This window comes from Nocardiopsis trehalosi NBRC 14201, assembly GCF_001552555.1.
Taxonomy (GTDB): domain Bacteria; phylum Actinomycetota; class Actinomycetes; order Streptosporangiales; family Streptosporangiaceae; genus Nocardiopsis_B; species Nocardiopsis_B trehalosi.
The window spans coordinates 1-18,908 of the sequence record NZ_BCRK01000044.1 but is presented as its reverse complement, the minus strand read 5'-3'; the positions used below and the strand labels follow the sequence as shown (position 1 = coordinate 18,908).

The 18,908-nt window shown below is 76.6% G+C and carries 15 protein-coding genes; 8 read left to right on the top strand and 7 right to left on the bottom strand.

All coding sequences use genetic code 11. The features are described 5' to 3' along the window. The first annotated feature begins 77 nt into the window (after positions 1 to 77). The 3 genes from NT8_RS10630 to NT8_RS10620 all read left to right on the top strand — a co-directional run bounded on the left by NT8_RS10630 (position 78) and on the right by NT8_RS10620 (position 4,625). A complete protein-coding gene (locus NT8_RS10630; RefSeq protein WP_067967051.1) occupies positions 78 to 2,591 on the top strand; it encodes a DEAD/DEAH box helicase in 2,514 nt (837 codons plus the stop codon). A gap of 184 nt (positions 2,592 to 2,775) precedes the next feature. Continuing rightward, on the top strand, positions 2,776 to 4,062 hold the full coding sequence (locus NT8_RS10625) for an alkaline phosphatase family protein (RefSeq protein ID WP_067967048.1): 1,287 nt from the start codon (positions 2,776 to 2,778) through the stop codon (positions 4,060 to 4,062). Between the two features lie 179 nt (positions 4,063 to 4,241). Further along, entirely contained in the window at positions 4,242 to 4,625 is a 384-nt protein-coding gene (locus NT8_RS10620; RefSeq protein WP_067967045.1) for a VOC family protein, read from the top strand. A 199-nt stretch (positions 4,626 to 4,824) separates the two neighbouring features. Here NT8_RS10620 and NT8_RS29280 read toward each other — a convergent pair whose 3' ends face one another. Both NT8_RS29280 and NT8_RS10610 read right to left on the bottom strand, forming a co-directional pair. Further along, complete coding sequence (locus tag NT8_RS29280) at positions 4,825 to 5,325, bottom strand: cytidine/deoxycytidylate deaminase family protein (protein ID WP_067967043.1); 501 nt, start codon at positions 5,323 to 5,325, stop codon at positions 4,825 to 4,827. 368 nt (positions 5,326 to 5,693) lie between these two features. Beyond that, positions 5,694 to 6,383: a RibD family protein gene (locus tag NT8_RS10610; RefSeq protein WP_067967042.1), complete on the bottom strand. Its 690-nt coding sequence runs from the start codon at positions 6,381 to 6,383 to the stop codon at positions 5,694 to 5,696. Between the two features lie 508 nt (positions 6,384 to 6,891). Here NT8_RS10610 and NT8_RS29855 point away from each other — a divergent pair. From NT8_RS29855 to NT8_RS10585, 5 genes are all read left to right on the top strand, one after another. Next, positions 6,892 to 7,644: a GntR family transcriptional regulator gene (locus NT8_RS29855; RefSeq protein ID WP_067967039.1), complete on the top strand. Its 753-nt coding sequence runs from the start codon at positions 6,892 to 6,894 to the stop codon at positions 7,642 to 7,644. A 5-nt stretch (positions 7,645 to 7,649) separates the two neighbouring features. Further along, positions 7,650 to 8,981 (top strand): hypothetical protein, encoded by a 1,332-nt coding sequence (locus NT8_RS10600; protein WP_067967095.1) that lies wholly within the window; start codon positions 7,650 to 7,652, stop codon positions 8,979 to 8,981. 1,020 nt (positions 8,982 to 10,001) lie between these two features. Continuing rightward, a complete protein-coding gene (locus NT8_RS10595) occupies positions 10,002 to 11,447 on the top strand; it encodes an ABC transporter substrate-binding protein (protein WP_084468819.1) in 1,446 nt (481 codons plus the stop codon). After that, complete coding sequence (locus NT8_RS31245; RefSeq protein WP_067967033.1) at positions 11,444 to 12,364, top strand: carbohydrate ABC transporter permease; 921 nt, start codon at positions 11,444 to 11,446, stop codon at positions 12,362 to 12,364. Before NT8_RS10595 ends, NT8_RS31245 begins: the two co-directional genes overlap by 4 nt. After that, entirely contained in the window at positions 12,361 to 13,257 is an 897-nt protein-coding gene (locus NT8_RS10585; protein ID WP_245646121.1) for a carbohydrate ABC transporter permease, read from the top strand. The genes NT8_RS31245 and NT8_RS10585 overlap by 4 nt, the downstream gene beginning before the upstream one ends. 59 nt (positions 13,258 to 13,316) lie before the next feature. On the opposite strand, the gene NT8_RS10580 is transcribed toward NT8_RS10585, so the two are convergent. The 5 genes from NT8_RS10580 to NT8_RS10560 form a co-directional block, all read right to left on the bottom strand. Then, positions 13,317 to 14,774, bottom strand: a complete 1,458-nt coding sequence (locus NT8_RS10580) for a benzaldehyde dehydrogenase (protein ID WP_067967028.1) — start codon at positions 14,772 to 14,774, stop codon at positions 13,317 to 13,319. A gap of 9 nt (positions 14,775 to 14,783) precedes the next feature. Next, positions 14,784 to 16,406, bottom strand: coding sequence for a benzoylformate decarboxylase (gene mdlC / locus NT8_RS10575; protein WP_067967025.1), 1,623 nt, complete (start codon positions 16,404 to 16,406; stop codon positions 14,784 to 14,786). Between the two features lie 14 nt (positions 16,407 to 16,420). Continuing rightward, positions 16,421 to 17,209, bottom strand: a complete 789-nt coding sequence (locus tag NT8_RS10570; protein WP_067967021.1) for an ABC transporter ATP-binding protein — start codon at positions 17,207 to 17,209, stop codon at positions 16,421 to 16,423. Between the two features lie 47 nt (positions 17,210 to 17,256). After that, positions 17,257 to 18,087 (bottom strand): ABC transporter permease, encoded by an 831-nt coding sequence (locus tag NT8_RS10565; RefSeq protein WP_084468818.1) that lies wholly within the window; start codon positions 18,085 to 18,087, stop codon positions 17,257 to 17,259. Further along, on the bottom strand, positions 18,084 to 18,908 hold an 825-nt coding region (locus tag NT8_RS10560), incomplete at its 5' end, for an ABC transporter permease (RefSeq protein WP_067967018.1). The genes NT8_RS10565 and NT8_RS10560, both read right to left, overlap by 4 nt.

The window sequence follows — 18,908 nt, the reverse complement described above, 5'->3', positions numbered from 1 at the left end:
GCGCGTCCGGTCACCTGCACCCCCGAGCGCCCGCCCCCGGAACGGTCCGTACCGGGCAGTCGCCGGGAACGGGCAGTATGGGAGGCGTGAGTCTCATCGATCGGCTGCCGCCCCGCCCCGAACCCGACGCCCTGTTCGAGGCGTTCGCCACCTGGGCCGAGGAGCGCGGCCTGGCGCTCTACCCCCACCAGGAGGAGGCGCTGATCGAGGTGGTGTCGGGGTCGAACGTGATCCTGAGCACCCCCACCGGCTCCGGCAAGAGCCTGGTCGCGGCGGGCGCCCTGTTCGCCGCCCTGGCCCGCGACGAGTGCGCGTTCTACACCGCCCCGATCAAGGCGCTGGTGTCGGAGAAGTTCTTCGACCTGTGCGCGATGTTCGGCACCGAGAACGTCGGGATGATGACCGGCGACGCCAGCGTCAACTCCGACGCCCCGATCGTGTGCTGCACCGCCGAGGTGCTGGCCAACATCGCGCTGCGCGACGGCGCGAAGGCCGACATCGGCACCGTCGTCATGGACGAGTTCCACTTCTACGGCGACCCCGATCGCGGGTGGGCGTGGCAGGTGCCGCTCCTGGAACTCCCGCAGGTCCAGTTCCTGTTGATGTCGGCCACGCTGGGCGACGTGTCCCGGTTCGAGGGTGACCTGACCCGGCGCACCGGCCGGGAGACGACGGTCGTGGGTTCGGCCGAGCGCCCGGTCCCGCTGTTCTACTCCTACCGGACCACCCCGCTGCACGAGACGCTGGAGGAGCTGCTCTCCACGCACGAGTCCCCCGTCTACATCGTGCACTTCACCCAGGCGCAGGCGGTCGAGCGGGCGCAGTCGCTGACCAGCATCAACATGTGCACCCGGGAGGAGAAGGACGCCATCGCCCGGGAGATCGGCGCGTTCCGGTTCACCACGAAGTTCGGCCGGAACCTGTCGCGGTATGTGCGGCACGGCATCGGCGTGCACCACGCCGGCATGCTGCCGAAGTACCGGCGGCTGGTCGAGCGGCTGGCGCAGCAGGGCCTGCTGAAGGTCATCTGCGGCACCGACACGCTGGGCGTGGGGGTGAACGTGCCGATCCGCACGGTGCTGTTCACGGCGCTGAGCAAGTACGACGGGTCGCGGGTGCGCCGGCTGGGCGCCCGCGAGTTCCACCAGATCGCGGGGCGCGCCGGGCGGGCGGGGTTCGACACCGTCGGCAACGTGGTGGTGCAGGCGCCCGAGCACGTCGTGGAGAACGAGAAGGCGCTGGCCAAGGCGGGCGACGACCCCAAGAAGCGGCGCAAGGTCGTGCGGAAGAAGGCCCCCGAGGGGTTCGTCGGCTGGGACCAGGCCACGTTCGAGAAGCTGATCGCCGCCGAGCCGGAGCCGCTGAAGTCGCGGTTCCGGGTGAGCAACGCGATGCTGCTCAGCGTCATCGCCCGCCCCGGCGACTGCTTCGCGGGGATGCGCCACCTCCTCACCGACAACCACGAGGACCGCCCCACGCAGCGCCGGCACATCCGCGAGGCGATCGCCATCTACCGGTCGCTGATCGACGGCGGGATCGTGGAGCGGCTGCCCGAGCCCGACGCGAACGGCCGCACGGCGCGGCTCACCGTCGACCTCCAGCCCGACTTCGCGCTCAACCAGCCGCTGTCGACGTTCGCGCTGGCGGCGTTCGAGCTGCTCGACAAGGAGGCGCCGGACTACCCGCTGGACGTGCTGACGGTGGTGGAGTCGACGCTGGACGACCCGCGCCAGATCCTCGGCGCGCAGCTGAACAAGGCGCGCGGCGAGGCCATCGGGCAGATGAAGGCCGACGGCATCGAGTACGACGAGCGCATGGAGCGGCTGGAGGAGGTCGACTACCCCAAGCCGCTGGAGGAGCTGCTCGACCACGCCTACGAGGTGTACCGCCGCGGCCACCCGTGGGTGGGCGACCACCCGCTGCGCCCGAAGTCGGTGGCGCGCGACCTGTACGAGCGGGCCATGACGTTCACCGACTACGTCGGGTTCTACGAGCTGGCGCGCTCGGAGGGCCTGGTGCTGCGCTACCTCGCCGGGGCGTACAAGGCGCTGAGCCAGACGGTCCCCGAGGACGCCAAGACCGAGGAGCTGCTCGACCTGGTCGAGTGGCTGGGCGAACTCGTCCGCCAGGTCGACTCCAGCCTGCTCGACGAGTGGGAGGAGCTGACCAACCCGACCCCCGAGAACGTGGCCCCGGAGGAGATCGAGGAGCGGCACACGCCGGTCACCGCCAACCAGCGGGCGTTCCGGGTGCTGGTGCGCAACGAGATGTTCCGCCGGGTGGAGCTGGCGGCGCTGCGCCGCTACGCCGACCTGGGCGCGCTCGACGGCGACGAGGGGTGGGACGCCGAGGAGTGGGCCGACGCCATGGGCGACTACTTCGCGGAGCACGACACGCTGGGCATCGGCCCCGATGCGCGCGGACCGAAGATGCTGCACATCGAGGAGCGGCCGGGCGTGTGGGAGGTCCGGCAGGTCTTCGAGGACCCCGCGGGCGACCGCGATTGGGGCATCACCGCCGAGATCGACCTCGCCGCCTCCGACGAGGAGGGGCGGGCCGTGGTGCGGGTGCGCGCGGTCGACCGGATGTAGCCGCCCGGAGGTGGCGGTCCGGAGGCGCGGCCCGGAAGTGGCGGTCCGGAGGTGACGCCCGGACGTGACGGCCCCGGGACGCGGCGGCAGGGCGCGCCCTGCTGCGCGGCGCCGCCTCCCCGGCGGGCGCGGTGCGCGGGGTTATAGTCGCGGCGGAACCCGCTCCGCGCACCGGAGGCCGCCCATGCGCCGTAGGTCCTTCCTGCACACCACGGTGGTCGCCGCCGCCGTCGCCGCCACCCTCGCCACGGCCACCGGGGCGGCGCGGCCGCGCTCCCCCGCCGGGCCGGTGGTCCTCGTGGACTGGGACGGGGTCGACCCCCGCTATCTCGACGCCCACCTCGCCGACCGGATGCCGCACCTGCACCGGTTGGCGCGCGAGGGGGTGCGGTCGGTCGCGGCGTGCACCTACAAGGCGGTGTCCAACCCCAACCGGGCGGGCATCGCCACCGGGGCGCGGCCGCACGTGCACGGCAACGCCGCCTACGTGCTCGACCCCGAGACCGGGCGGGCGGTGGGCCAGACCCGCACCGTCACCGCCGAGACGCTGGCGCAGGGACTGCGCCGCCAGGGCCTGCTGGTGCTGGCGTCGGGCTGGTACATCGTGCACGACAAGGGCGTCGCCTACCGCGACCCCGGCGGGCTGTACACGCAGGGCGCCACCTGGGAGGAGAACGTCGACGCTGTCGTGCGGGCGCTCAGCGGGGAGCCGGTGCCCTCCGACGGCGCCCTGGTGGAGCTGCCGCGCGTGCCCGACCTGATCGCCGTGTACTCGGCCGACATCGACGCGATCGGACACGCCGAGGGGCCGGGGTCGCCGCGCATCCCCGACCGGCTGGCCGAGCACGACGCCGGGCTGGGCCGCATCGTGGAGGCCGCCGAGCGCGCCGGGCTGCTGGCGGGGACCACGTTCGTGTTCGTCTCCGACCACGGCATGACGGGCTACACCGCGTCGCTGGAACCTCAGGTGTTCGGGGCGGTGCGCGACGCGGGGTTCCGGCTGGAGCGGCTGGCGTCGGGGCGGGCGCCGGACCCGGCGTCGGAGGTGGTGGTGACCGCGAGCCCGCGCGCCGCCAACCTCTACCTGCGGGGGGCCGCCGCGACACCGGAGGGGCGCGACCGCGTCGGCCGGGTGCTGCGCGGGCTGCCGGAGCTGGAGGCGGTGCACGACCGGGCGGCCCTCGACGCCATGGGCGCGGCCGCGGCCGAGGGCGACTTCGCCGTCGACGCCGCGCCGCCCTACGCGTTCGTCCCGCCCGAGGACCTCGGCGACCGGGAGCGGGGCGGCCACGCGAGCCTGCGCGAGGCGCACGCACCGCTGATCCTGTCGGGGGCGGGGGTCGCGCGGGGCGCGGTCCCGCACCGCCCGCGCACGATCGACGTCGCCCCGACGGTCGCCCGCCTCCTGGGGGCGGAGCCCCCGGCCGACGCGGAGGGCCGTGCGCTGGAGGAGGTACTGGTCCTGCCGTGAGGGCGGGCGCCGGCCGCCGGCGGTTCCGGCGCCCCGTCCGACCGGGGTGCCGGCCGGCAGGGAGGCTCCGGTGGGCGCGCGGAGCGGGGTGCTACCGTGCCCGGAGCGCGTGCCGGAACCGTGGGTGCGGACGGTCGGCGCGGCGTCGGTCGGAGTGGGACGTCGGAGGGCGGGCGCGGATGATCTCGGTGGTGCAGAACGTGGCGATCGACTGTGCGGACGCCTACGCCCTGGCCCGGTTCTGGAGCGAGGTGACCGGCCGCCCCCTGCACCCGGAGGACCGGCCGGGCGAGCCGGAGACGCAGGTGATGCTGGCGGAGGGCCCGGTGCTGCACTTCAACGAGGTACCCGAGCCGAAGAAGGACAAGAACCGGATCCACCTGTGCCTGCGCCCCGACACCTCGCGCGATCGGGAGGTGGAGCGGCTGCTGGGGATCGGTGCCGCCTTCGTCGCCGATCACCGGAACACCGACGGCTCCGGCTGGGCGGTGCTCGCCGACCCCGAGGGCAACGAGTTCTGCGTGCTCCGCAGCGCGTCCGAACGGGGCGCGGCCGAGTCCTGAGGCGCGTGGAACGCCGCTGACGCCGGTCGACGGCGGCTGGCGGCGGGGCGCTCGGGTGCCCTCTCGCTGTCGGGGCGTGCCGGTCGGCCCTGTTCCACGCGCGGCGCCGGACGGGTCGGGGTTCGCGGCACGGCGGCGCGGCCGGACCGGCGCGGCGGACGGGTGGATGTCGACCGGACACGCGCGCCTCGGGCGCGGATCAGTCCAGCAGGTGGGCGTTGACCGCGCGGACCTCGGGGGCGAGGTCGGGGACCTCGACAACGGTCCGGCCCGCCGCACGGAGGCGTTCGGCCCCGTCGCAGTCCACGAACACGTCGGGTTCCCGCCAGGCGAAGACCACGCGCGGGATCGCCGTCGCGAGGATGAGGTCGGTGCAGGTGCGGGGCCGGGAGGCGCGGCGGGAGCACGGCTCCAGGGAACTGTAGGCGGTGGCGCCGGCCAGGCGGGGGTCGTCGTCGGCCAGGGCGCGCAGCGCGGCCTCCTCCGCGTGGTCGTGCGGGTCGTCGCGGCGGGAGTAGCCGTCGGCGAGGACGGTGCCGTCGGCGGCGACCACCAGGGCTCCGACGCAGAAGGCGGTGGGCGAGGGCGTGCAGGCGCGCGACAGGTCGATGGCCGCCCGCAGCCACGCCCGGTCGGCGTCGGTGGCCTCCGCCCCGACCCCCGGCGCCCCGTGCGCGGCCGAGGGACCGCCGCCGGGCACGGGAAGGGAGGCACCGGGCACATCCCGTGAGCCGTGCGCGGGGATGGGGGTGCCGGACGCATTCCCGGAGCCGCGCACCGGACCGGCGACGCCGGGCGGGTGGTCGGTGCCACCGGACGCGTCCCGAAGGCCACCCGCCGGACCGGAGGTGCCGGGAGCGCCACCGGCGGTGCCGCGCCTCTCGGCGTCGGGCGGCCCGGCGGGGCCGGGCGTCCCGCCGGGATCGGTGCCCCCATACGGGCCAGGGGCACCAGCGGGGTCGGGCGGCCCGGCGGAACCGGGCATCGCGTCCGGGTCGGGCGCACCGGCGGAGTCGGGAACCCCGGCAGGACCGGGCACCGCGTCGGAATCGGACGGTCCGTGGCGGGTCACGCGGATACCTCCCGGCGGTAGTGCAGGACGGCGGTGCCACCGACGTCGCGGACGCCGACGAGCGACAGCGGGTGGTCGGGGCCGTCGGGGAACGCGCCCGGGCGGGTGAACCTGGGGGCGGCCGGGTCCCCGACGAAGAACGGGGCGACGGCGATCCGCAGTTCGTCGGCCAGCCCGGCGGTGAGGAACAGGGTGTGCACGTGTCCGCCGCCCTCGACCAGGAGCCGGCGGACGCCGCGCCGGTGCAGGTCGGCGGCGACCTCGCGCGGGTCGAGCGGGTCCCCGGCGTCCGCGACCTCGGTGGTGGTCGCGGTGGCGAGCCGAGCGCGGGCGGCGGCCGCGGTGGCGGCGCCGGGCACGTAGACGAGGGTGGGGGCGTCGGCGGGGGCGAAGACGCGGGCGGCGGGGTCGAGCCCGCCGCGCCCGCCGAGGACGACCCGGATCAGGTCGGCGGGTCGGCCCTCGGCGGTCCTGCGGCGGCGGCGTTCGGTGGAGCGGACGCGGAGCCGGGGGTCGTCGCCGCGAACGGTGCCCGCCCCCACGAGGATCGCGTCGCAGCCCGCCCGGAGCTCGTCCACCTCCTCGAAGTCGGCCGGGCTGGACAGGCGCAGCCGCTCCGGCCCGGCGTCGTCGATGTAGCCGTCCAGCGACATCGCGCAGCTCAGGATGGTGTAGGGGCGCTCCATGCCCGCCAGCGTAGCGCCGCCGACCCACCCCACCGCCCCGCCCGGCCGTCCACCCATCCGCCCCACCCCATCACAGCCCGCCGCCCGGCGCCCACCGGCTCCGCCGCCCGGCCACGGGGCATCGCCCGCCCGACCCCCGCAGCCCCGGCAGACGGCCCCCTTCCGAGGGCCGCATCGCTGGCCGGGGCACCACACCGCCCGGGCCACCCCCGCCGCCCCGCTCTCCATCCCGTGCCCGGCCCGCGTGCGTGGCACCGGGAGCGGCCGGGCCGCCCGTGGGGCTCTCGGGCCGGGTTCGGCCATCGGCCGTTCGGCGGCGGGGCTCCGCCCCCGGCCCGGCGCACCGGGCGGCCTCCGCGCGTGCGCCCGGTCGTGGCCGGTCGGCGGGTCGGCGGCACGGTCGGCCGGATGGGGCGGGGCCGGCGGGGCGGGGATGCGGGATCCGGGTGAGGGGGTGGTGCCCGGGGCGGAGTTGGTCTACCTTCGCGGCAAAGGAGGGGAGGCGGTCATGGGCCGGCGCTCGCCGAAGGCCGAGCAGGTGCGCACCCTCATCGGCCGCGACCTGCTCCCCCGGCTCGGCGCGGCCGGGCTGCTGCCGCCCGAGCGCGCGCTGGCCGCCCGGTTCGGGGTGTCGCGGGTGACCGTACGGGCGGCCCTGCGGCTGCTGGAGGCCGACGGCCTGGTGCGGTCGGTCCCCGGGGTGGGCACCCTCGCCACCCGGCCCAGCCTGACCACGACCCCCCTCGTGTCGTCCTTCACCGACAGCGCCCGTGCGCGCGGGCTGCACCCCGCCGCCCGGGTCCTGCGCGCCGCCACCGGCCGGGCCGCACCGGGGGTCGCCGCCCGCCTCGGCATCGCGGCGGGGGCCGAGTTGTACGAACTCGACCGGCTCCGCCTCGCCGACGGCATGCCCATCTGCGTCGAGCGCGTCCGGCTGCCCGCCGCCCTGGTGCCCGGCCTGCTCCGGCACCCGTTGGAGGGGTCGCTGTACGCGCTGCTCTCCGACACCTACGGGGTGCGGATCGTCCGCGGCGAGCGCCGCATCCGCGCCGTGAACCTCGACCGCGAGAACGCCGCCCTGCTCGCCGTGCCGCCGCGCAGCGCGGCACTCGACGTCGACCAGGTCAGCGTGGACGAGTGCGGTCGCGGCGTCGAACAGGGACGATCGCTGTACCGGGGCGACCGCTGCGACTTCACGACGGCCGTCCGCGCGCGCCCGGGCCCGGGGCAGGCCCCGGGGCGGAGGCCGCCGAGGGGGTGAGCGCGATGCCCGACGATCCCGGTCCGGCCCTGGGCGTGCGGGGCACCGCGTGGTCGCCGGAGACCCGGCTCTACACCGACGGCGTGGTGGCCGGGGTCGACGGGGCACCGGTGGCAGTACCGCCGCACTCGCGGGTGCGGCGGGTGCGGGGGACGGCGCTGGCGGCGGGCGGCGGTCCGCCGGGGGCCGCCCCGGACACCCCCGAGGCGCGCGGCCGCGAGCGCGCCCGGTACGCGCGGGCCCGCGTCCCCGGGACGGGCACCCGGTGGGCGGAGATGGCGGGCACCGCGCTGGTGGACCTGCTGGCCCTGCTGCACCCGAACGGGGCCCTGGTCGCGGCGGCGAGCCCGTACTGGCGGTACGTGTGGCCGCGCGACGCGGCGTTCGGGGCGGCGGCGCTGTGCGCGTGCGGCCTGCCCGGCGACGCGCTGCGGGTGCTGCGCTACGTCGCGGGTGTGCAGGAGGCCGACGGCACCTGGCAGGCCCGGTACCTGCCCGACGGGTCGGGGCGGGTGCCCGACGGGCGCGGGACCCAGCTCGACGGGCTGGGCTGGACGCTCTGGGCGGCGTGGGTGTGGGCGGGCACGCCCGGGGCGCACGGCGCGGGCCGGGCGGCGCTCGCCGGGCCGCTGCGGGCCGCGGCGGGGGCGCTGTGCGCGGCCGTCGACCCGGTGACCGGTCTGCCGCGCCCCTCCCCCGACTACTGGGAGCAGGAGACCGACCGGGTGACCCTGGGGACGGCCGCCCCGCTGCTGCTGGGCGCCCGGTGCGCCGCCGACCTGCTGCCCCGGCTCGGTGATCCGCGTGCGGCGGAGCGGTGTGCGGCGGCGGCCGGGGCGCTGGCGGCCGGGATCGGCCGGCACTTCGCGCCGCGCGGGTTCCCCCGCGCGGTGCCGGCCCCGGAGGGCGGCGGGGACGGTCCGGGGTGGGCGGGGCGCGACGCGTCGGTGGCGTTCCTGCTGCCGCCGTTCGCCCCGGCCGAGCCGGGGGCGGTCGGCGCGTGGCGGCGGGCGACCGGGGAGCTGTGGTTGGCCAACGGGGGTGTGCGGCCGGGCGCCGACTGGCCGGACACCGCCACGGCGTGGACCCCGCAGATGTCCCTGTTCGCGCTGACGGCGGCCTGCCTGGGCGAGCGCGGCCCGGCGGAGGAGCGGCTGGACTGGCTGGCGGCGCGGCGCACCCGCCTGGGGGCGCTGCCGGAGAAGGTGACGGCGGCGGGCCGGCCCGCCGCCGTGGCCCCGCTCGGCCTGACGGCGGCGACCGTGCTGCTGACCCTGGCCGCCCTCGACGGCCGCCCGCTCCCCATGCCGCCCGTCCCCGCCTCGGCGGGAGGGTGACGTGCCGCCAGGGGGCCGCAGCGGCGGGAGCACCAGGGCCGGCACCCATAGCGGACATAGGACGCGCCGACGCGGCCCGTCCGCCGACCGGGCGGAGTACCCGCCGACGACCGCCGACCGACCCGCGTCACCACCCCATGGCGACGTCGAGCGGCCGGCACGGTACGGCGAGCACGGACGTGCCGACTCCCTCGATCGGAGGCCGCCCCCATCGCCCCGGCGCCCCGGCGGGGCCGCTGCCGAGGCCGCCGGGGCGCGCGCCTTCTCGGGGGGCCGTCTCCGGATGCCGGCGGAACGCCGACCGCCTCCCCCGACGAGGGGCGAGGCTCCGACGAGGTGCGGTGCCCGTCGGGCCCGGGCCGTGCGGCGATCGGCACGCGCCATCACGGACGGCCCCACCCGCCCTCCCGCCGGGGCCGCCGACGCGCGTGCGGACCCCCTCACCGCCCGGCGAAGTGGCGGCTCGCCCTCGCCGCGCCGGGAGGCGCACCCCCTCGGGAACCCGGGTCCGATGGGACGACCGATCCCCCGGCCCTCTTGCGAGCGCGTCGGGCGCCGGGGTGGGCGGACGGGAGTCGGTGCGCGGCGATTCCGGCCGCGCGCATGCTCTTTCGACGGACCGGTCGCCGGATACCCCGTGCGCGACACCCCCTGCCACCGCATCGGACGGCCTCATCGCTCGGCGGTCCGGCGGCTCGTGCGTCCGGGCATCGGGATACGTCCCCCTCGGGAACCGGGGTCCGGTCCGGCCGATCCCCGGGCACCCTTGCGAGCGCCTTGGACTCCGGGGCGGGCGGACGCCGGGGACGGTGCGCGGTGGTCCGCCGGCGCCGGTGGGGTCGGACGGCCGGGGCGGCCGGGGTGCCGACGCGGGGGGCGCCCCCTATGGCTCTTCTCCCCGCGTGGCGTCCCCCTTCTCCCCCCACGGCCGGAGGGCGCCGGTGTTCCGCTTCAGGTGGTGCCCCGGGCGGAGGGCCCGGGGTCGGGGATTCGCCATCGCGGAAGGGATCGGAGGTCGACATGGTGTCGTGGGCCGGTGCGGGCGTGGTGGGGCCGCGCCGCCGGGTGTGCGCGTGGGGGTGTGCCCGGGGGTGGGGCCGCCGGGTGGCGGCCGCCGTCGCGGTCGGGGTGCTGGTCGCGGCCGGGGGCGGGTGTGCGGCGGACGGCGGCGCGGACGACGGGCTCACCTTCTGGACCCCGCACGTGACCCCGGACCGCCTGGCGCGGCAGGAGGCGACCGCCGCCCGGTTCACCGAGGCGACCGGGATCGCGGTGGAGGTGGTGCCCATGGCCGCCGCCGACCAGAACCAGGCGCTGGTCACGGGGGCCGTGTCGGGGGACGTGCCCGATGTGGTGCTCATCGGCCCGGACCAGGCGGCCGCCTGGTCCGCGCAGGGCCTGCTCGACACCGGGGTGGCCGCCGACCTGCTGGCCGAGCTGGGCCCGGAGACGTTCAGCGCGCGGGCGGTGGAGATGGTGACGGTCGACGGCGTCCCCGCCGCCGTTCCGAGCGACGGCTGGGGCCAGGTGCTCGTGTACCGCACGGACCTGCTGGCGGCGGCGGGGGTGGCGCCGCCGACCACCACGGCCGAGGCCGCCGACGCCGCCGAACGCCTGGACGTCGGCGGGGTCGCCGGGATCGCGCTGGGCACCCGGCCCGGCGATCCGTTCACCACGCAGACGCTGGAGGCGCTGCTGCTGGCCGGCGGGTGCGAGCTGGTGGACGCGGCGGGCGAGGTCGCGCTGGACTCCCCCGCGTGCGTGCGGGCGCTCGCCGACTACCAGCGGCTGGCGGCGGCGTCGGTCGAAGGCGAGCAGGACGTGGAGACGACGCGCGCCGCCTACCTCGCCGGGGACGCGGCGATGCTGTTCTGGGGGTCGCACGTCTTCGACGAGTTGGCCGGGCTGGCCCCGGACTTCCCGCCGACGTGCGCGCCGTGCGCGGCCGACCCGCGCTTCCTCGCCGCGAACTCGGGGTTCACGACGGCGCTGGGCGGCCCCGGGGGCGGACCGGGCGCCCAGTACGGGTTGACGCTGAACCTGGGCGTGCCGCGCGGCGCCGACGCGGACGGCGCCCGCCGGTTCGCCGCCTTCCTCCTGGGGGAGGGCTACCTGGAGTCGCTCGGGGTGTCGCCGGAGGGCCGGGTGCCGATGCGCGCGGGCACCCCGGAGGACCCGGACGCGTTCGCGGCGGGGTGGGCGGAGCTGCCCAGCGGCGAGGACCCCGCGAACCGCGTGCCGCTGGCGGAGGTCTACGGGGCGGACGCGGTCGACCGGATCGTGGCGGGCGCCCAGGACTTCCGCCGGTGGGGCTACGGGACGGACGACGCGGCGCTCGCGGGCGCGCTGGCGGCGCAGCACGCGCTGGCCCGTGAGGTGGCCCCGCTGTTCGACGGCGCCGATCCCGCCGAGGTGGCGGCCCGCTTGGCGGAGGCGGCCGAGGACGTGCGGGCGGACCTCCGGTGAGCGGCGCCCGGCGGCGGAGGGAGGAGTGGCACGGCCGCCTGCTGGTGGCGCCGACGCTGGCGGTGGTGGCGGCGGTGGTGCTGGTGCCGTTCGCGGCGGGGGTGGTGCTGGCGTTCCAGGAGGTGCGGCTGATCGAGGTGCGGGCGCTGGGCTGGGGCGACCTGGAGGTGTCGTTCGCGAATTTCGCCCGGGTGCTCGGCGGGTCGGGGTTCTGGGCGGCGGCGCGCACCACGCTGGTGTACGCGGTGGCGACGACGGCGGGCTCGCTGGCGGCGGGGCTGGCCCTGGCGCTGGCGCTGCGGCGGCCGTTCCGCGGGCGCGGGCTGGTGCGGGGTGTGGTGCTGGTGCCGTACGTGCTGCCGGTGGTGGCGGCGACGACCGTCGTCGCCGCGCTGCTCAACCCGCAGTACGGCCCGGTGAACGCGGTCGGTGAGCGGTTCCTGGGGTGGGACGCGCCGGTGGACGTGCTGACGACCCGCGACGTGGAGGTGGCCGGGTTCCCGGTGCCGGTGGCGCTGACGGCGGTGGTGCTGTTCGAGGTGTGGAAGTCGTTCCCGCTCGCGTTCCTGTTCCTGACGGCCCGGTTGCAGGCGGTCCCGGCGGAGCTGGAGGAGGCCGCCGTGGTCGACGGCGCGTCGCCCACGCAGGTCTTCCGGCACGTGCTGCTGCCGCAGTTGGCGGGGGTCCTGGCGCTGCTGGGGCTGCTCCGGTTCATCTGGTCGTTCCAGAACTTCACCGACGTCTACCTGCTGACCGGGGGCGCGGGCGGCACGGAGGTGGTGGCGGTGCGGGTGTACACGGAGCTGGTGACGCGGGCCGACATCGGGGCGGCGTCGGCGCTGGGCGTGCTGATGACGGTGGTGCTGGCGGTGCCCTTGGTGGTCTACGTGCGGGCGACGGGACGTGGCCGGGTGTGAAGCGGATAGGGGGTGGCGGGGTGCGGCGGCGGTGGGACCGGCACGCGGTGGAGCGGCGGGTGCTGGGGGTGCTGCGGGTGGCCGTGGTGGCGGGGGCGGTGGCGGCCGCCGCCGGGCCGGTGCTGTACGGGGTGGTGCTGTCGGTGCGGCCGTTCCCCGACGTGGCGGCCGACCCGCTGGGCCTGCCGGGCCCGGGGTCGTGGGACCCGTCGGCGTACGGGCGGGCGCTGGCCCCCGAGGAGCGGGGCGGGTTCGGGCTGGCCGGGTTCATGGCGAACTCGCTGGTGGTGGCGGTGGCCACGACGCTGGCGGCGGTGGCGTGCAGCGTGCTGGGCGCCTATGCGGCGGTGCGGCTGCGGTTCTTCGGCCGCGACGCGGTGAACGGCCTGTTCCTGGCGGTGTACCTGTTCCCCGGGATCGTGCTTGCGGTGCCGCTGTTCGTGCTGTTCGGCCGGCTGGGGCTGACCGGGTCGCTGCCGGGGCTGGTGCTGATCTACCTGGCGCAGACGGTGCCGGTGGCGCTGTACATGCTGCGCGGCTACTTCCAGGCGGTGCCGGTGTCGGTGGAGGAAGCCGCCGAGGTCGACGGGTGCTCGCGCCGCCAGGTGATCGTGCGGGTGGTGCTGCCGATGGCGCTGCCGGGGCTGGCGGCGACCGGGCTGTACGTCTTCATGATCGCGTGGAACGAGTTCCTGTTCGCGCTGCTGTTCCTCGCGCCGGACCGGGACCGGTGGACGGTGGCGCTGGGCGTGGCGCGGCTGGCCGACTTCAGCGTCCCGGCGCCGGTGCTGATGGCGGGTTCGGTGGCGGTGACGGTGCCGGTGGTGGCCGGGTTCCTGCTCGCGCAGCGGCTGCTGGTCTCGGGGCTGACGGCGGGCGCCGAGAAGGGGTGAGCGCGCGCCGGCCCCCGCCCGGGAGAGGGGGGCGGGGGCCGGTGCCGGGAGGGGCCGGGTCAGAACGGGTAGCGCTCGATCTCGCTCTGCATGGTGACCCACTGGGTCTCGGTGAACGCCTCCAGGTTGGCGCGGGTGCCGCCGAACCGCGAGCCGGTGCCGGACGCGCCCACCCCGCCGAACGGGGCGACGGACTCGTCGTCCACGGTCTGGTCGTTGATGTGCACGATGCCGGACGGGATGCGGTCGGCCAGCTCCATGCCGCGCATGGGGTTGCCGGTCAGGATGCCGAGCGAGAGCCCGTAGTCGCTCGCCGCTGCGATCTCGGCGGCCTCGTCCAGGGTGGAGAACCGGATGACGGGGGCGACCGGGCCGAACACCTCGTCGGAGAACGCCGGGGTGGCGGGGGTGACCCCGTCGAGGACGGTGGGCCGGTAGAACAGGCCGTCGAAGGTACCGCCCGCGCGCAGCTTCGCGCCCGCGTCGACGCTGGCGGTGACCAGGGCGTGGATCTTGTCGCGCTGGCCGGCGTCGATGATGGGGCCGAGGGCGACCTCGTCGCGCTCGGGGTCGCCGACGGGCAGCGCCTCGGCCTTGGCGGCGAGCTTCTCGACGTAGGCGTCGGCGACCGACTCGTGCACCAGGTGGCGGCCGGTGGTCATGCAGATCTGGCCCTGGTGCAGGAAGGAGCCCCACGCGCCGACGGACGCGGCGCGGTCGAGGTCGGCGTCGTCCAGCACGATGAGCGGGGAGTTGCCGCCCAGTTCGAGGTGGGCGCGCTTGAGGTGGCGGCCCGCGGCCTCGCCGACGCGCCGCCCGGCGGCGGTGGAGCCGGTGAAGGACACGACGCGCACGTGCGGGTCGGCGACGAGGCGCTCCCCGGCGTCGGCGCCGCCGGGCAGGACGTGCAGGACCCCTTCGGGCAGGCCGGCGCGGCGGAACACCTCGGCGATGACGGCGCCGCCGCTGACGGCGGTGCGCGGGTCGGGCTTGAGGACGACCGCGTTGCCGAGGGCGAGCGCGGGGGCGACGGAGCGCATGCCGAGGATCAGCGGGAAGTTGAACGGGGCGATCACGCCGACCACGCCGACGGGCACCCGCCGGGCGAGGCTGAGGCGCGGCTTGGCGCTGCGCAGCACCTCGCCGGTGGGCTGGGAGGCCAGAGCGGCGCACTCGTACGCCTCGGTGACGGCGAGGTGGGCCTCGAACCCGGCCTTGCCGCGGGCGGACCCGGCCTCGCGGACGAGCCAGCCGGCGACCTCCTCGGCGTGCTCCTCGAAGAGGGCCCCGGCGCGGCGCAGCACGGCGGCGCGCTCCTCGAAGGAGGCGGCGGCCCAGGCGCGCTGGGCGGTGGCGGCGCGGGCGGCGGAGTCGGTGACGTCGTCGGCGGAGGCCGAGCCGATGCGGCCGATCTCCTCGCCGGTGGCGGGGGCGGTGACGGGGGCGTCGCCGCCGCGGGCGGGGGTCCAGGTGCCGGTGAAGACCTTGCCGGTCCAGTCGTCGGTCAGCAGTGCCACGGTGTTCTCCTAGGGCCGGAAGGTGCGCTCGGCGGCGACGGCGATGTCCAGGACCACGGGTTCGGTGCGGTCGCGGAGGGTGGGGACGACCTCGTCGAGGGCGGCGGTGAGGTCGTCGTGGGTCCGCACGGTGCGGGCCGGGCAGCCCAGGGCGCGGGCCAGCCCGGACAGGGAGACCTCCTCGAACCCGGGCCACGACGGCTTGCCGCCGTGGCGTTCGGCGAGCCGGTCCATGACGGCGTAGCGGCCGTTGGCCAGGACGACGAACAGGACGCCGGTGCCGTAGTGGGCGGCGCTCCACAGGGCCTGCACCTGGTAGAGGGAGGAGCCGTCGCCGACGACGGCGATGACGGGCCGGTCGGGGCGGGCCATGCGCACGCCGATGGCGGCGGGGACGGCGAACCCGAGCCCGCCCATGGCCGCCGACAGGAACCCGAGGGGGCGGCGGGCGGGGACGAGCCGGTGCATGTCGGGCCGGCTCGACGGGGTCTCCTCCACGAAGACGGTGTCGGCGTCGGCGCGGGCGGCGAGCGCGGCGAGGACGTGGCCGGGCAGCAGCGGCTCCCCCGCCGCGGGCGGCTCGGGGGCTGCGGCGCGCGCGGCGGCGGGCCGGGTGCGCGGCCGTTCGGCGACCCGGGCGGCGACGGCGCGCAGCGCGGGGGCGATGGGGGCGAGCACGGCGGTCTCGGCGGGGCTGTGGTGGGCCTCGGCGGGGTCGTCGGTGACCAGGGCGATGCGGGTGCCGGACGCGGTGAACGGCCCCTCGGTGTAGGGGTACTGGCGGAAGACGGGGGCGCCCACGGTGAGGACGGCGTCGTGCCCGGCGAGGGTGTCGCGCACGCCGGGCCGGTCGGCGGGCAGGAACCCGGCGAACAGCGGGTGGTCCTGGGGGAAGCCGGCGCGGGCGCCGAAGCTCTCCTGGTAGACGGGGGCGTCGAGGCGTTCGGCCAGGGCGGTGAGGGCGGCCCAGCCGTCCTCGGTGTCGGTGCCGGCGCCGGTGACGAGGGCGGGTGAGCGGGCGCCGTCGAGCAGGTCGGCGACGTCGGCGACGGCCTCGGGGTCGACGGCGGCGGCGCGGACGACGCGGGTGGCGGCGGCGCGTTCGCGCCCGTCCTCGGCGGGCCGGGCCCAGTCGTCCATGGGGACGATGACGATGGCGGGGCCGCGTCCGTGCACGGCCTCGTGGCGGGCGCGGGCGACGGCGCCGGGCACGTCCTGGGCGGTGGCGGGCTCGTCGGTCCACACCGGGTAGTCGCCGGCGAGGTCGCGGAGCCGGCCGGTGAGGAACGGCTGGAGGGCGAGGTGGCGGCGGTCCTGCTGGCCGACGAGGACGACCAGAGGCGCCCGGTTGACCCGGGCGGTGGCCAGGGCGCCGACGGCGTTGCCCAGCCCGGCGGTGGTGTGCAGCTGGACGAGGGCGGGCCGGTCGTGGGCGATGGCCCAGCCGGTGGCCATGCCGACGACGGAGCCCTCGTGCAGGGCGAGCACCAGGCGCAGGTCCTCGGGCAGGTCGGTGAGGAAGGTGATCTCGGTGGAGCCGGGGTTGGCGAACACGGTGGTGAGGCCGTACTCGCGCAGGACGTCGAAGGTGGCGTCGCGGACGGTGCGGGGGCTGCCGCCGGTGGCTGTCATGGGGTGCTCGTTCTTCAGTCGGTGGTGGCGGCGGCCGTACCGCGCTTGGCGTTCTGGATCTCGGCGTAGACGCGGCCGCGCAGTTCGGTGAACCGGGGGTCGGCGCGGGTGGTGAGCTGGTCGCGCTCGTCGGGCAGGTCGACGGCGACGTCGTCCTGGATGACGGTGGGCGAGGACGACAGGACGAGGACGCGCTGGCCGAGGTAGACGGCCTCGTCGATGTCGTGGGTGACGAACAGGACGGTCATGGAGAACCGGTGCCACAGGGTGCGGATGAGGTCCTCCAGGTCGGCGCGGGTCTGCGCGTCGACGGCGGCGAAGGGCTCGTCCATGAGCAGCACGCGCGGCTCGTAGGCGATGGCGCGGGCGATGGCGACGCGCTGCTGCATGCCGCCGGAGAGCTGCCAGGGGTAGGCGCCGGCGGCGTCGGCCAGGCCGACGGCCTCCAGCGACTCGGCGACGAGGGCGGCGCGGCGCTCCTTGGGGAGCTTCTTCTCCTTGAGCGGCAGTTCGACGTTGCCGCGGACGGTGAGCCAGGGGAAGAGGCTGCGGCCGTACTCCTGGAAGACGACGGCCATGTCCGGCGGCGGGCCGGTGACGTCGCGCCCGGCGAGGCGGACGGTGCCGGAGGTGGGCTCCATGAGCCCGGCGATGCACTTGAGCAGGGTCGTCTTGCCGCAGCCCGAGGGGCCGACGAGGCAGGCGAGTTCGCCTTCGGCGAGCCGGAACGTCAGGTCGCGGACGGCCTCGACGTCGCGCTCCTTGCCCCGGTAGATCTTCTGCAGTCCGGTGACGTCAAGCATGGGGACCTTCTCGTGGGGTGCGGTGGCGGCGGGTGGGCGCGGGCGGCTCAGCCGTCGCGGGTGACGGCGCGCAGCCCGTGGTACCAGGCGAGGACGCGCCGTTCGACCAGGCCGAACAGCAGGGACAGGACGACGCCGAGCAGGCCGAGCAGGACGATGCCGGTCCACATCTCGGGGATGGCGAAGCTGCGCTGGAACTCGACGACGGCGTAGCCGAGTCCGCTGTTGCTGGCGAACATCTCGCTGATGACCATGAGGATGATCGCGATGGACAGGCCCTGGCGGAGCCCGGCCATGATCTGCGGGCTGGCGGAGCGCAGCACCAGGGTGGTGAGCCGGCGGCGGCCGCGGATGCCGTAGCAGCGGCAGGTGTCGGTGAGGACGGGGTCGACGGCGCGGACGCCCTCGATGGTGTTGAGCAGGATGGGCCACACGCAGCCGGAGACGATGACGGCGAGCTTCATCGGGGTGTTGACGCCGATGAGCAGCATGAGCAGCGGCACCAGGACGGGCGGCGGGATGGCGCGGAAGAACTCCAGGACGGGTTCGCTGAAGGCGCGCAGCGGGGCGGACAGGCCGAGGACGACCCCGAGGCCCACGCCGATGGCGGCGCCGAGCGCGAACCCGCTGAGGAGGCGGCCGATGCTGGGCAGGGCGTCGGTGAGGATGCGCTCGCCGAACCAGACGTCGCCGAAGGTCCCGGCGATCACGGCGGGCGTGGGCATGTAGAAGCTGCCGGACGAGGCGCTGCCGGCCCACCAGCCCAGGATGAGCAGGACGGGCAGCAGCAGGACCTGGAGGACGCGGAGCAGCGGGCCGGCGCCGGTGCGGGCCTTCCGTGCGGTGCGCGGGGGCGCGGGCGCGTCGGACACGCTCATGATGCGGTCTCTCCTCGGACGGAGGTGTGCCAGCGCAGGACGCGGCGTTCCAGGGCGCGGACGGCGATGTTGATGGTGACGCCGAGCACACCGGTGGCGACGATGAGGGCGTAGACGGAGGCGTAGGCCGCGCTGGAGCGGGCCACGTCGATCTCCCGGCCGAGGCCGGGGGTTCCGATGGTCAGTTCGGCGGTGATGGTGAGGATGAGGGCGACCGCGGCGCCCAGGCGCAGCCCGGTCATCAGGTAGGGCAGCGCCGAGGGCAGGGTGATGTAGCGGGCGCGCGCCCACCGGCCCAGCCCGTAGGAGCGGGCGGTCTGCTCGGCGACGGGGTCGACGTCGGCGACCCCGTACAGCACCTGGATGTAGATCTGCCAGAACGCCGCGTAGACGACGAGCAGCAGGGTCGACTGGATGTCGGTGCCGTAGAGGAGCACGGCGAGCGGGATGAGCGCGACCGACGGGATGGGGCGGAGGAACTCGACCGTGGAGGAGGTGAAGGCGCGCAGCGCCGGGACCGAGCCCACGACGAAGCCGAGGACGACGGCGGCGGCGAACGCGATCGCCAGGCCGAGGCTCCAGGCGGTGAGGGTGTCGCCGACCGCGGTCCAGAAGGCGGGGAGGGTGACCCGCTCGGCGAGGGTGGCGAGCACCTCCGAGGCGGGCGGCAGGTAGCGGGGCGACACGGCCCCGGTGCGGGGCGCGACCTCCCAGACGGCCAGGAGCACGGCGATCCCGGCGAGGCCGAGCAGGGGGGTGGTCCACCCGGAGCGGCCGGCGCGGCGGCGGCCGGCCCCCGCCGGACCCTGCGGTCCGGCGGG